General features: G+C 59.4%; 10 protein-coding genes. 1 reads left to right on the top strand and 9 read right to left on the bottom strand.

Features of this window, described 5'->3' with window-relative positions; genetic code table 11:
- Positions 1-4 precede the first annotated feature (4 nt).
- From lspA to ribF, 3 genes are read right to left on the bottom strand one after another with little or no spacing between them, the layout of a single operon-like run.
- The gene (gene lspA, locus SANT_RS17335; RefSeq protein WP_025423522.1) at positions 5-511 is read right to left on the bottom strand and encodes a signal peptidase II; all 507 of its coding nucleotides are present in this window, start codon (positions 509-511) and stop codon (positions 5-7) included.
- Entirely contained in the window at positions 511-3,327 is a 2,817-nt protein-coding gene (gene ileS / locus SANT_RS17340; RefSeq protein ID WP_025423523.1) for an isoleucine--tRNA ligase, read from the bottom strand. The genes lspA and ileS overlap by 1 nt, the downstream gene beginning before the upstream one ends.
- A 31-nt stretch (positions 3,328-3,358) precedes the next feature.
- Positions 3,359-4,297, bottom strand: a complete 939-nt coding sequence (gene ribF / locus SANT_RS17345) for a bifunctional riboflavin kinase/FAD synthetase (RefSeq protein WP_025423524.1) — start codon at positions 4,295-4,297, stop codon at positions 3,359-3,361.
- A gap of 408 nt (positions 4,298-4,705) precedes the next feature.
- Here ribF and rpsT point away from each other — a divergent pair, with 408 nt between their 5' ends.
- Complete coding sequence (gene rpsT, locus SANT_RS17350; RefSeq protein ID WP_011410275.1) at positions 4,706-4,969, top strand: 30S ribosomal protein S20; 264 nt, start codon at positions 4,706-4,708, stop codon at positions 4,967-4,969.
- A 169-nt stretch (positions 4,970-5,138) separates the two neighbouring features.
- On the opposite strand, the gene nhaA is transcribed toward rpsT, so the two are convergent.
- The 6 genes from nhaA to tal form a co-directional block, all read right to left on the bottom strand.
- On the bottom strand, positions 5,139-6,362 hold the full coding sequence (nhaA, locus tag SANT_RS17355; protein ID WP_025423525.1) for a Na+/H+ antiporter NhaA: 1,224 nt from the start codon (positions 6,360-6,362) through the stop codon (positions 5,139-5,141).
- A 170-nt stretch (positions 6,363-6,532) separates the two neighbouring features.
- Complete coding sequence (gene dnaJ / locus SANT_RS17360) at positions 6,533-7,669, bottom strand: molecular chaperone DnaJ (RefSeq protein WP_025423526.1); 1,137 nt, start codon at positions 7,667-7,669, stop codon at positions 6,533-6,535.
- Positions 7,670-7,780: 111 nt separating this feature from the next.
- A complete protein-coding gene (dnaK, locus tag SANT_RS17365) occupies positions 7,781-9,691 on the bottom strand; it encodes a molecular chaperone DnaK (protein ID WP_025423527.1) in 1,911 nt (636 codons plus the stop codon).
- A 507-nt stretch (positions 9,692-10,198) separates the two neighbouring features.
- Positions 10,199-11,509: an MFS transporter gene (locus SANT_RS17370; RefSeq protein ID WP_025423528.1), complete on the bottom strand. Its 1,311-nt coding sequence runs from the start codon at positions 11,507-11,509 to the stop codon at positions 10,199-10,201.
- Between the two features lie 205 nt (positions 11,510-11,714).
- Positions 11,715-12,302 (bottom strand): molybdopterin adenylyltransferase, encoded by a 588-nt coding sequence (gene mog, locus SANT_RS17375; RefSeq protein ID WP_025423529.1) that lies wholly within the window; start codon positions 12,300-12,302, stop codon positions 11,715-11,717.
- A gap of 119 nt (positions 12,303-12,421) precedes the next feature.
- Entirely contained in the window at positions 12,422-13,375 is a 954-nt protein-coding gene (gene tal / locus SANT_RS17380; protein WP_025423530.1) for a transaldolase, read from the bottom strand.
- Positions 13,376-13,576 lie beyond the last annotated feature (201 nt).

A 13,576-nucleotide genomic window follows, 5' to 3' on the forward strand; every position in this document is an offset into this window, starting at 1 on the left:
CACTTCACCCTTTCTGCCTGGCGGTTTTGCCGGCGGGACGGCAAAAGCCCTCCAGCACAATCAGTACGGCGCCAATGCAAATGCCTGCATCCGCCACGTTGAACGTGGGCCAGTGCCAATCGCCAACATAGAAATCAATAAAGTCGATCACCACGCCATGCACCATCCGGTCGAACAGATTGCCCAGCGCGCCGCCGATAATCATCGCATAGGCGGCGTTAGACAGCCTGGCCCGCTTATCTGAACGATACATCATGACCAGCAGCACCACCGCGATGATCACCGCTATGGCGGAAAACGCCCAACGTTGCCATCCTCCCTTGTCCGCCAGGAAACTGAAGGCGGCGCCCGGATTGTGGGCATAGGTAAAATTAATAAACGGGATAACCGGCACCGACTCGCCGAGCCAGAAATGCGCCATGACCCACTGCTTGCTGCCGAGATCCAGCGCCAGAACCACCAGCGCCAGCCAAAGCCAGCGCAGTCCCGTGGACATCATCGTTTTATTCATCAGACAAACTTACGCTCTTCGCCCGGGCCGGCCACATTGGTGACACAGCGACCACAAATTTCCGGATGATCGGCATGCTGACCGATATCCGTCTCATAATGCCAGCAGCGCGGGCATTTTTCCCCTTCGGCTTTTGCCAAGGCAATCTTCAGCCCTTTCAGCCCCTCGCACTGCACCGCGTCATCGCCGGCGTCGCCATAATCCGCCACGACCGCGCTTGAGGTCAGTAGCGCGAAGTAGAGTTCATCGCCCAATTCGCGCAGTGAAGCGGCAAGTTCCGGCTCCGCGTACAGCGTGACCCGAGCCTCCAGTGAGCCGCCGATGCGCTTGTCCGCCCGCGCCTGCTCGATAACCTTGTTGGTTTCGCTGCGCACCTGCAACAGGGTCTGCCAATAAGCATCGTTCAACGGCTGGGCGGCGTCCAGTCCGAACAGGCCATCGTACCACTCTTCGGTAAAGACATACTGCGCCCGTTCCCCCGGCATAAAGCCCCAGATCTCATCGGCGGTAAACGACATGATAGGCGCCATCCAGCGCACCAGGGCTTCAATGATATGATACAGCGCGGTCTGGCAGCTGCGGCGGGCGATACTGTCCGCTTTGGTGGTGTACTGACGGTCCTTGATGATATCCAGATAAAAAGAGCCCATCTCGACGGAACAGAACTGCATCATGCGCTGCACGACATTATGGAAATCATAGCTGTCGTAAGCGGCGACGATCTCCGCCTGCGCCGCCTGCGCCCGGCCCACCGCCCAGCGATCCAGCACCACCATCTGCTCCGGGCTGACGCTGTGGCGCGCCGGATCAAAACCGTTCAGGTTGGCCAGCAGGAAACGGGCGGTGTTGCGGATGCGGCGATAGGCGTCGGCGGAGCGCTTGAGGATCTCATCGGACACCGCCATCTCGCCGGTGTAATCGGTGGAGGCGACCCACAGACGCAGAATATCCGCCCCCAACTTGTCCATGACCTGCTGCGGGCTGACTACGTTGCCCACCGATTTGGACATTTTCCGGCCTTGCCCATCAACGGTAAAGCCGTGGGTCAGCACCTGACGATACGGCGCCTTGCCGTGCATGGCGGTAGAGATCATCAGCGACGACATGAACCAGCCGCGATGCTGGTCAGACCCTTCCAGATACATGTCGGGCGCATGGCCTTCAAATTCCGGCCGCACCGCCACCACGGAGGAGTGGGTGGAGCCGGAGTCGAACCAAACGTCGAGGGTATCCGGCACTTTGTGATAATGCGCGGCATCGTCTCCCAAAATCTCGGCCGGATCCAAATCCCACCAGGCCTGAATGCCGTCCTGCTCAACCCGCTGCGCCACCGCTTCCATCAATTCAATAGTGCGCGGATGCAGCGCTTCGGTCTCGTTATGCACGAACAGCGCCATCGGCACGCCCCAAGTGCGCTGACGCGAAATGCACCAGTCGGGACGGTTGGCGACCATGGTCTCAATGCGCGCCTGGCCCCAGCCGGGGATCCACTGCACGTCCTTGATCTCCGCCAGCGACTGCTTACGCAGGCCGCGCTGATCCATGCTGACGAACCACTGCGGCGTGGCGCGAAAGATAATCGGCGTTTTATGGCGCCAGCAGTGCGGATAGCTGTGCTGTAGCTTTTCCACGTGCAGCAGGGCGCCGCTGTCGCGCAGCAGATCGATGACCACATCATTGGCTTTAAACACCTGCAAACCGTCCAGCGCCGGCAGCGTACCCGGTAGATAGCAGCCATCGGCACCGACCGGATTGGCGACCTCCAAACCGTATTGCTGGCCAATGACATAGTCGTCGGGGCCATGGCCGGGGGCGGTATGCACCGCGCCGGTGCCCGCGTCCAGCGTCACGTGCTGGCCCAGAATGACCGGCACATCGAAGCCCATGAACGGATGACGGAACCGCAGCAGCTCCAGCGCGCTACCTTTGGCGCTGCCGAGCACCGTCCAACCCGTGATGCCGGCGCGCGCCATGACGCTGTCCACCAGATCGGCGGCCAGGATATAGGCTTGCCCGTCAACCTTGACCCATTGATAGTCGAAGTCGGGATGGACGGCGATGGCGCGGTTGGCCGGCAGGGTCCACGGCGTGGTGGTCCAGATAACCAGTGACACTTGACCGGTAAAATCAGCGATGCCGAACTTGGCGGCGACCGCGGCGGCGTCTGCGGCCGCGAAAGCCACATCGATGGACGGCGAAGTCCGGTCGTAATACTCCACCTCCGCCTCCGCCAGCGCGGAGCGGCAGTCGATGCACCAGTGCACCGGCTTGGCGCCTTTATGCAGATGGCCGTTGGCGATAATCTTGCCGAGGGCGCGAATAATATTCGCCTCGGTAGTGAAATCCATCGTCAGGTACGGGTGTTCCCAGTCGCCAAGCACGCCCAGACGAATGAAATCCTTTTTCTGCCCCTCCACCTGTTCGGCGGCATAACGGCGGCAGGCGGCGCGGAATTCCGCGGCGCTGACCTTCTCGCCCGGCTTGCCGATCAGTTGTTCCACCTTCAGCTCAATCGGCAGGCCATGGCAATCCCAACCCGGGACATATGGCGAGTCATAGCCCATCAACCCTTTGGATTTAATAATAATATCTTTAAGAATTTTATTGACCGAGTGACCGATATGAATGCTGCCGTTCGCATACGGCGGGCCGTCGTGCAGAATGAACGTTTTCTTGCCCTTCCTGGCGTGACGAATAATCCCGTACAGATCCTGTTCATACCAGCGTTGCAGCATGCCAGGTTCACGCTTGGCTAAATCGCCGCGCATGGGAAACCCTGTGTCCGGCAAGTTCAGGGTATTTTTGTAATCAGTCATTCGATTCTCGGTTCCGTTTTCGGTTTGAGCATTATTGAGGCGTCGCCAGCCCGAAATAGTCGCGGGCGCTCACCACATCATTCGCGATTTGCCGCTTTAAGTCGTCAAGCGAAGCAAACCGTTGTTCATTGCGCACTTTCGCGCGAATCACCACCTCGATATGGCAACCGTACAGGTTCATGTCCACATCCAGCAAATGCACTTCCAGCCGCTGGCGCAAACCGGCCACCGTGGGCCGGGTGCCGATATTCGCCACGCCGGGCAGCGGCCGGTCGGCGATGCCGTAAACTTCCACCGCATACACGCCGTTGATGGGCGCCTGCCGCCCTTTCAACGACACGTTGGCGGTCGGGAAGCCGATCGTCCGCCCCAGCGCGTCGCCATGCACCACGCGGCCGGAGAGGCGATAGGGATGCCCGAGCAGCATTTCCGCCTCCACCAGACGATCCTGCGCCAGCGCCTCACGCACGGCGGTGCTGCTTATGCGCCGACCGCCTTCGGTGTAGGTGACGGTGCTCATCACCTCGAATCCGGCCGCTTTCCCCGCCTGCTGGAGCAGGGCGTAATCCCCCTGACGCCGAGCGCCAAAGCGAAAGTCGTCGCCGACGCCGATGAAACGCACGCCCAGTTTTTGCACCAGCAGATCCGTTACGAAAGCGCCGGCGCTAAGCGCCGCAAACCGCTTGTCGAAAGTGACGCAGACCACGGCGTCCACGCCGGCGGCCGCCAGGTATTTCACCTTGTCGCGCAGCCGGGTCAAGCGCGCCGGCGCGGCATCGCCGGCGAAATGTTCCTGCGGCTGAGGCTCAAAAATCATCACCATCACCGGTAGACCGCGACGGCGGCCCTCAGCCTGCAATTCTGCTATGAGCGCCTGGTGTCCGCGGTGAAAGCCGTCGAAATTGCCGATGGTCAGCACGCACCCATGGTGACGTGGCTGTAAATTATGTATGCCGCGAATAAGCTCCATAGCCGGCTCAAGACACCTAAAACAGTGGAAATCGGCGGATTATACCTTGTACCGCCGCTAAGGTTAACCCGCGATTCCAATCTTTGACATTGCGCGCAGAGAAAGCCGCGCTTATTTCGCCCCCGCCCTGTTTTCACGCAGGTTATGCTGCCGCGAAACGCCGGTGGGCGGCGCGTCCACCCTTGCCCGTGGCCGAACCGCCGGCTCAGCACGCCGGTAAACGCTTTTTTCGCATGAAGCACTGTATTGTGTCGGCGGAAACTGATAGAATCTTGCGCCATCACATTGTAACAGGCGTCGCGCGTTTAAGCGGCGCTTATTTGCACAAATCCATTGACAAAAGAAGACCGAACGGGCATATTCCTCGGCCTTTGAATTGTCTCATAGAACAAGTTTGGGAGTTGGACCTTGGCTAATATCAAATCAGCTAAGAAACGCGCCGTACAGTCTGAGAAGCGTCGTCAGCATAATGCAAGCCGTCGCTCCATGATGCGCACCTTTGTGAAAAAGGTTTACGCTGCTATCGCCGCTGGCGATAAAGAAGCTGCGCAGAATGCGTTTTCTGCCATGCAACCGATTGTTGACCGTCAGGCCAGCAAAGGGTTGATCCACAAAAACAAAGCTGCACGTCATAAATCGAACCTGACCGCGCAAATCAACGCCATGCAGTAATTGCGGTAACGTTGTGCTTTGTTGAGAAAACCGGCCCTGGCCGGTTTTTTTATGCCCGCAAATCGCCGTTAAACGCACGTCGGGCGCAAACGAAACGGCCTCGATCGCTCTATCTTCTGGCGCGCAAGCGGGCCTGGCAATGGCTCTGTCTACGGCTAGCGGCTTGTGATTAGGCGCGGGTATTGCCTTCCTCTGGCAACGCCCGGGCGACAGACGCCGCGCTCCCCTGCGGCCGCGGCAGGACCGCGCGCAGCAGCAGGTAGCCCAAAAGCGCCGCGGTCACCGAGCCGGATAAAATACCGACCTTCGCCAGCACGATGGTGGTCGGATCCCCCTGCCCGAACGCCAGATTGGCGATAAAAATCGACATCGTAAACCCGATACCGCACAGCACCCCCGCCGCGGCAATGTGGCGAAATGCCATGCCGGCGGGCAGCCGGGCCAGTCTAAGCTTCACCGCCGCGGCGGTAAACAGCACTATCCCCAGCGGTTTGCCGACCACCAGCCCGGCGGCAATCCCCAACGGCAGCAGTGAGACCAAATGCCCCGGCGCTACGCCCCGCAGCGAGATACCGGCGTTGGCGAAAGCAAATAGCGGCAAAATCAAATACACCACCCACGGCTGCAGCCGGTGCTCCAGGGCGCGCGCTGGCGATGTGCCGGTTGCCGGCAGCGTGAGCGGGATAAGCCCCCCCACTATCACGCCGGCGAGCGTGGCGTGAATCCCCGAAAGCAGGATACAGCCCCACAGTGCCGCCCCCAACAGCAGGTAAAGCGCGAGAGACCGGACGTTGGCGCGATTCATCAGCGCCATTACCCCGATGATGCCCGCTGCCGCGGCCAGCGCCAGCGGATTAAGCGCGCTATTGTAGAACAGCGCGATAATCACTATCGCGCCAAGATCATCAATAATCGCCAGCGCCAGCAAAAACACTTTCAGGCTGGCCGGCACCCGCGTTCCCAACAGGGCCAGCACGCCGACGGCGAAGGCGATATCGGTGGCGGCCGGAATCGCCCAGCCGGCGCGCAATGCCGGCGCGCTGGCGGTGACCAGGCTATAAATCAACGCCGGCGCCGCCATTCCCCCCAGCGCGGCAATGGCGGGAAACGCCGCCCGCGCGCGGCTATTGAGCGCCCCCTGCAACAGTTCGTATTTGACTTCCAGACCGACGGCCAAGAAAAACACCGCCATCAGGCCATCGTTAACGATCAGCTGCACGGTCAGATGCGCAGCGGTGTCGCCCTCGGGCCGTGCGGGAAAATGAATGATGGCGTCATAGAGCGCGCTGGCGTCGGTATTGGCCATCACAATAGCGGCAAGCGCAGCGACGAAAAGCAAGACGCCGCCGGCGGCCGGGTGGGCAAACATGCGGCGTAAAGGCGCAGCGAACATAACGATCCTCGATTTTGGCGGAGAAGGGATTATTGTGCGGCAGGCGACGGCGGGGGTAAATGAAAACCGCCCGCCGTGCCGACGAAAATCCGCTTAGGGCGCCGCCGGCGCGGCAAAAAAAACCCGGCGCAGGGCCGGGGAGATTTGCGCCGCGCCAGAGGCGGAGCCTATCAGCGGGTCAAATCGTCAAAAAACTTTTTCACACCGTCGAGAAAGCTTTTCGAGCGCGGACTGTTCTGATCGCCGCTCGGTCCACCAAAGCTCTCTTCCAGCTCGCGCAGTAGCTGTTTCTGACGCTCGTTGAGTTTTACGGGCGTTTCCACCACGACCCGGCACAGCAAATCGCCTTGCGACCCGCCACGCACGGATTTCACGCCTTTGCCGCGCATACGGAATAATTTACCGGTCTGCGTTTCCGCCGGCACTTTCAGCTTGACCCTGCCGTCGAGCGTCGGGACTTCGATCTCGCCGCCCAGCGCCGCCATGGCGAAGTTGATCGGCACTTCACAGTAAAGGTTGTTTTCTTCACGTTCAAAAATGGGATGTTTCCGCACCTGGACCTGTACGTACAGATCCCCCGCGCCCGCCCCATGCTCGCCGGCTTCGCCCTCGCCCGTTAAGCGGATGCGATCGCCGGTATCCACGCCGGCCGGGATCTTCACCGACAGCGTCTTGGATTTCTCTACCCGGCCATGGCCGTGACACTTGGTGCAAGGATCTTTAATGATCTTACCCTGCCCCTGACAGGTGGGACAGGTCTGCTGTACGGCGAAAAAACCCTGGCGCATCTGCACCTGGCCCTGGCCGTGACAAGTCGGACACGTCACCGCCGAAGTGCCCGGCTTCGCGCCGCTGCCGTGGCAGACATCGCACTCTTCAAGCGTAGGGATACGAATTTCGCGGGTAACGCCGCGCACCGCTTCCTCAAGGGAAAGCTCCATGTTATAGCGTAAATCCGCGCCCCGGCTGGCGCGCTGGCGCCGGCCGCCGCCAAAGATGTCGCCAAAAACATCGCCGAATATATCGCTGAAATCCGCGCCGCCGGCGCCGCCGCCGAAACCGCCGCCGCCCATGCCGCCCTGTTCAAAGGCCGCATGACCATATTGGTCGTAGGCGGCGCGCTTTTGCGCGTCGGTCAGCACTTCATAGGCTTCTTTGATCTCTTTGAATTTCGCTTCGGCTTCGGCATTCCCTGGGTTGCGATCCGGGTGGAATTTCATCGCCAGGCGTTTATAGGCCTTTTTGATTTCACGCTCTTCCGCATCCCGGGAAACGCCTAAAATCTCGTAGTAGTCTGATTTCGCCATCGTCGTCTCTTCCTGCCCTCAACATGCTTGCACGGGCGCAGAGTTGCCTCGACGCCCGTGCCTGTTGCCAGCAGCGGCGGTGTGCGCCGCCGCCGTGCCCATTCAGGGCGATTATTTTTTGTCTTTAACTTCTTCAAATTCGGCGTCGACCACATCGTCGTCCGCCTTGGCGCTGCCGTCCGCGCCGCCTTCGCCCGCCGCCTGAGCCTGCTGCTGAGCCACTTCGAGCAGTTTGCCGGAGACCTGAATAAGCGCCTGCATTTTCGCTTCGATGTCGGCTTTATCCTCGCCTTTCAGCGCGGTGTCGAGATTTTTCAGCGCTTCCTCGATAGCGGTCTTGTCGTCCGCCGGCAGTTTGTCGCCCGCGTCTTCCAGCTGCTTACGGGTGCTGTGCAGCAGATGATCGGCCTGGTTACGGGTCTGCACCAGCTCTTCAAACTTGCGGTCGGATTCGGCATTGGCTTCCGCTTCCTGTACCATTTTCTGGATTTCCTCTTCGTTCAGACCCGAGGAAGCCTTGATGGTGATCTTCTGTTCGCGGCCGCTGTTCTTGTCCTTGGCGGAGACATGCAGGATCCCGTCGGCGTCGATATCGAACGTCACTTCAATCTGCGGCGTGCCGCGCATGGCCGCCGCAATGCCGTCCAGGTTGAACTGGCCCAGGGATTTGTTATCGCCGGCGCGCTTACGTTCGCCCTGTAGAACATGGATGGTCACGGCGGACTGATTGTCTTCCGCGGTGGAGAACACCTGGCTGTGCTTGGTCGGGATGGTGGTGTTCTTGGCAATCAGCGGCGTCATCACGCCACCCATGGTTTCGATACCCAGCGACAGCGGGGTCACGTCCAGCAGCAGCACGTCTTTCACGTCGCCGGCCAGTACACCGCCCTGAACCGCAGCACCGATGGCGACCGCTTCATCCGGGTTAACGTCTTTACGCGGCTCTTTGCCGAAGAAGTCGGTCACTTTCTTCTGCACCAGCGGCATACGGGTCTGCCCGCCCACCAGGATAACGTCTTTGATGTCCGAAACCGACAGGCCCGCATCCTTCAGCGCTACTTTCAGCGGCTCAAGCGTGCGATTGACCAGCTCTTCCACCAGCGACTCCAGCTTGGCGCGGGTCACTTTCAGGTTCATATGCTTCGGACCGGAACCGTCGGCCGTGATGTACGGCAGGTTGACGTCGGTCTGCTGCGCGGAAGACAGTTCGATCTTGGCTTTTTCAGCGGCTTCTTTCAGGCGCTGCATCGCCAGCGGATCGTTGCGCAGATCGATACCCTGATCTTTCTTGAATTCATCCACCAGATAGTTGATCAAGCGGCTGTCAAAGTCTTCACCACCCAAATGGGTGTCGCCGTTGGTCGCCAGGACTTCAAAGGTTTTTTCGCCATCGACATCGTCGATTTCGATAATCGAAATATCGAACGTCCCGCCGCCCAGGTCATACACCGCGATGGTGCGGTTGCCGGTTTCTTTGTCGAGGCCATAGGCCAGCGCGGCTGCGGTCGGTTCGTTGATGATACGCTTAACATCCAGACCGGCGATACGGCCGGCGTCTTTGGTCGCCTGGCGCTGCGTATCGTTAAAATAAGCCGGTACGGTAATAACCGCTTCGGTGACCGGTTCGCCCAGATAATCTTCCGCGGTCTTTTTCATCTTCTTGAGGATTTCAGCGGAAATCTGCGGCGGCGCCATTTTCTGGCCTTTGACTTCCAGCCAGGCGTCGCCATTGTCAGCCGCGATGATTTTGTACGGCATGATGCTAACATCGCGCTGCACTTCTTCATCCTTGAAACGACGGCCGATCAGACGCTTGATGGCGAACAAGGTATTTTGCGGGTTAGTGACGGACTGACGTTTAGCCGGTTGGCCAACCAGAATTTCACCATCCTGCGTATAGGCAATGATGGAAGGAGTCGTACGATCGCCTTCGCTGTTTTCAAGTACGCGAGGTTTGCTGCCTTCGATAATTGCGATGCAGGAGTTGGTCGTACCCAAGTCGATACCAATGATTTTTCCCATCTAAACATCTCCACTAAAAGTTCAATTTCGTTGTGGTCGTAAACCTGATATGCGGCCGAAAATAAACTTTTCAAGTTTTCGCCGCCCGATTATTTCCCAGGTTCAACAACGTTGGATGCAAATAAGATGGGGTCACACCGCCCTGCATCAAGGGGTAACGGCAAAAAAAATCCCGCGATAGCGCCTCGCGCGCCGGACGTTTTGCCCTATGATGCGCGCGTTCCTCCCTAATTTATTGAATAATTTAGAGTAAATTAATTAGGCTATTTTCCATTGCAGCGGCGGCGTGACGCGCGTTCAGGGCGCACACATACCGCGTGCATAGCGCCGGCGTTACCGCGCCGGGTTGACACGGCTCTTTAAGCTTGCCATCTTCCCCGACGACCGAGGATTTTTGCCCGCCGCCGACGCCGGCCAGTGCCGACGCCGCACGCTGTTACCCGCCGCCGGCCAGTGTCGCCGCACGCTGGCCTGAGCCTTGCGCGGTCCACCGGCAATACGCCCCGCCTACAGCGCCGCCTTGGCCCCATCGCTGCTGGGCAGCATACGCTTCGCGTTCCCCGGCAGCGCGAACCCCAACGCAATCCCCATCAACGCCAGCGCCAGCACGTACCAGGACGGCGCCATCGGTGTGACGCTCATCAGCAAGGTCACCACCATCGGCGTCAAGCCGCCGAAAATGGCGTAAGCGATATTATAGGAAAAGGAAATGCCGCTAAACCGCACCGGCGCCGGAAAGGCGTGGACCATCACAAAGGGCACGCCGCCCATGATGCCGACAAAGAAGCCGGCGCTACCATAGGTCAGAAACAGCTGCGCCGGTTGGGTGACGTCGCTGTGGTAAAAGATCCAGCTGGCGATAGCCAACAGGGCGCAACCGGCAATGAAGGTTTTGCGCGCCCCGAATCGGTCAATCACCACACCGGCGACGATGCAGCCGAACGCCAGGGCGATTATCGCCACGCAATTGGCCTCCAGCGCGACGGGCGCGCTAATGCCGCGCTGCTGCTGTAGCCACAGCGGGGCCATCAGGATAACCACCACAATGCCGGCGGAAAGCAGCCAGGTCAGCAACATGGATATCGCCACCGCTTTTTTATGACTCATCACTACCGATTTGAGCGGTAGCTCGCGGGCCAGCGCTTTGCGCGCCTGTAGCTCGATAAAGATTGGCGTTTCCCGCAGCCAGCGGCGCAAATACATAGCGCACAAACCAAAGACGCCGCCGATAAAGAAAGGGATGCGCCAACCGCCGGCGGCGATAGCGCTGGCGGGGAGTAGTTGGTTGATGAGAGTGGCCACAAACGAGCCGAGCAGAATGCCGACGGTCAACCCGGCGGTGAGGGCGCCGCAGGCGAAGCCGATGCGCCGGGAGGGCACATGCTCGGCGACAAAGACCCAGGCGCCGGGGACTTCGCCGCCAATGGCCGCGCCCTGCAAGATCCGCAGCAACAGCAGCAATAGCGGCGCCGCGATGCCGAGCGACGCATAGGTCGGCAATAGCCCGATCGCCAGCGTCGGCAGCGCCATCAATAAGATAGACAGGGTAAACATTTTCTTGCGCCCCACCCTATCGCCAAAATGGGCCATGACAATGCCCCCCAGCGGGCGCGCCAGATAACCCGCGGCAAAAATACCGTAAGTTTGCATTTGGCGCAGCCACTCCGGCATGTCAGCCGGGAAAAATAACTGCCCCATGACCCCGGCGAAAAACACAAAAATGATAAAATCATAAAACTCTAACGCGCCACCTAATGCCGCAAGCGTGAGCGTCTTACAATCCTGCCGGTCCAGCCGGCGGTGATGTTCGTCATGCATAATCATCTGCGCTTGACAAGGTAAATGGCAACAATATACCACGGCTTGTAAACTTAAACTTACTGATAGGGTAAAAATGTTTACCCTTCAGGCAATAACTCATGTACGCCACGCGAGCGGCAGCGATATCGCAGCTATGCGCGATGCAGACGACGGATGATTAGGCCATGTGGCGGCGCGAGCGGCGGACCTTTCACCACACCGTTTACTCTTCCGCGGCCCGGCGGGCGCTTTTGGGTCGAAACGCCGTGACCACCGACGGCTCAGTTTCCAGATAAGGGCCGTCCAGCAGTTGCATGCAGTAAGGCACGCTGGCGAAAATGCCCTGGACTACAATGTCGCCGCGGTCGTTCTTCACGCCTTCCAGCGTTTCCTGAATCGATTTTGGCTGTCCCGGCAAATTGAGGATCAGCGACTGCTTACGAATCACGGCGGTCTGGCGCGACAAGATGGCGGTGGGAACAAAGTGCAGACTGATTTGCCGCATTTGTTCGCCGAAGCCCGGCATTTCACGATCGGCCACCGCAAGCGTTGCGTCAGGGGTGACATCGCGCCGCGCCGGCCCGGTGCCGCCGGTGGTCAGCACCAAATGGCAACCGCTTTCATCCACCAGTTCGCGTAGCGTTTGCTCGATCAGGGGCTGCTCGTCCGGCACCAACCGGGTCTCAAGGGTGAACGGGCTGGTCAGGGCGCGGTTCAGCCAGGCTTCGAGCGCCGGCAGCCCCTGGTCGACATAGACACCGCGTGCGGCGCGGTCTGAAACCGATACCAGGCCGATGCGACATGTTTGCATAATGATGTTCTCCTTAACCACGATCGCGGACGCCAACCGACGGCGCCATGTAAAACGGCCCGCGCAGGGCCGTAAACGTTCTATCTCGCCCTCGCCGGCTGCAAAACCGGCGGCCAGCGTTAAAGCAGTTCGTCCAGCATTTTTTCCAGCTTTTCCTGGTCGACGGCAAAGTTACGGATGCCTTGCGCCAGTTTATCCACCGCCATTGGATCCTGATGATGCTGCCAAAGAAATGCTGCTTCCGTTAACTTTTCCGGACGCGCTTTAACCGCTCCTGTATAAGAAAGTTTACGCTCAAGCTCCCCTTCGCTGTCCGCCAGCTCTTTAAGCAACGCAGGCGCGATGGTCAACCGGTCGCAGCCGGCCAGCGCCAGGATTTCGCCGCTATTGCGAAAACTGGCGCCCATCACAACGGTGTCATAACCGTGTTCTTTATAATAGCGATAGATGGCGGTAACCGATACCACGCCGGGATCCTCATCAGGCGTGAAGGTCTGGCGTTCACCGTTGGCCTTATGCCAGTCGAGAATTCGGCCGACGAACGGCGAAATCAGATACACGCCCGCTTCGGCGCACGCACGCGCCTGGGCAAATGAAAACAGCAGCGTCAAATTACAATTGATCCCCGCCTTTTCCAGCCGTTCGGCGGCGCGAATGCCCTGCCAGGTCGAGGCCAGCTTGATCAAAATGCGTTCGTTGCCGATACCGGCATCGTTGTAAAGTTTCACCAGGCTCTTGGCCTTGGCGACGCTGGCCTCGGTGTCGTAGGAGAGTCGCGCGTCCACTTCGGTGGAGATGCGGCCGGGCACCCACTTCAGTATTTCCCTACCGATGTTGACCGCCAGCCTATCGGCGGCATAGTTCACCTGTGCGGCCCGATCGTTGCTCTGGCCGCGCGCCCAGGAGAGGGCGTCGTCGATATAGCCGCGGTATTCCGGGATTTGGGCGGCGTTAAGAATAAGCGACGGGTTGGTGGTCGCATCCTGAGGCTGATAGCGCTTGATGGCGGTAATATCGCCGGTATCGGCCACTACGGTGGTCATTTTACGCAGGGAACTGAGTTTGTCTGTCATAATCATGGTCTCATGTTGTCGCGTGTAGCACGGAGCGGGCTGTGCAGCGCGAGAATGATAGCACGGGCGGCGGCGGCGAAAAGCGGCCGGACGCGGGCTTTTACCTGTCGCACCTATCGGTGAAATCATGCGTAAAATGGGTAAAATAAGCGCCCAGACCCTACAACACCCAGCCGGGACGCTGGAGCGGGAGAAAAGGAA

The sequence above is a fragment of the Sodalis praecaptivus genome (assembly GCF_000517425.1).
Classification (GTDB): Bacteria; Pseudomonadota; Gammaproteobacteria; order Enterobacterales; family Enterobacteriaceae; genus Sodalis_A; species Sodalis_A praecaptivus.

What these genes read in the sequence shown, in the direction of transcription:
- mog (WP_025423529.1), bottom strand. Translation starts at nt 12,302, where the DNA reads ATGCAAACATGTCGCATCGGCCTGGTATCGGTTTCAGACCGCGCCGCA.
- tal (WP_025423530.1), bottom strand. Translation starts at nt 13,375, where the DNA reads ATGACAGACAAACTCAGTTCCCTGCGTAAAATGACCACCGTAGTGGCC.
- nhaA (WP_025423525.1), bottom strand. Translation starts at nt 6,362, where the DNA reads ATGTTCGCTGCGCCTTTACGCCGCATGTTTGCCCACCCGGCCGCCGGC.
- lspA (WP_025423522.1), bottom strand. Translation starts at nt 511, where the DNA reads ATGAATAAAACGATGATGTCCACGGGACTGCGCTGGCTTTGGCTGGCG.
- dnaK (WP_025423527.1), bottom strand. Translation starts at nt 9,691, where the DNA reads ATGGGAAAAATCATTGGTATCGACTTGGGTACGACCAACTCCTGCATC.
- SANT_RS17370 (WP_025423528.1), bottom strand. Translation starts at nt 11,509, where the DNA reads ATGCATGACGAACATCACCGCCGGCTGGACCGGCAGGATTGTAAGACG.
- ribF (WP_025423524.1), bottom strand. Translation starts at nt 4,297, where the DNA reads ATGGAGCTTATTCGCGGCATACATAATTTACAGCCACGTCACCATGGG.
- ileS (WP_025423523.1), bottom strand. Translation starts at nt 3,327, where the DNA reads ATGACTGATTACAAAAATACCCTGAACTTGCCGGACACAGGGTTTCCC.
- dnaJ (WP_025423526.1), bottom strand. Translation starts at nt 7,669, where the DNA reads ATGGCGAAATCAGACTACTACGAGATTTTAGGCGTTTCCCGGGATGCG.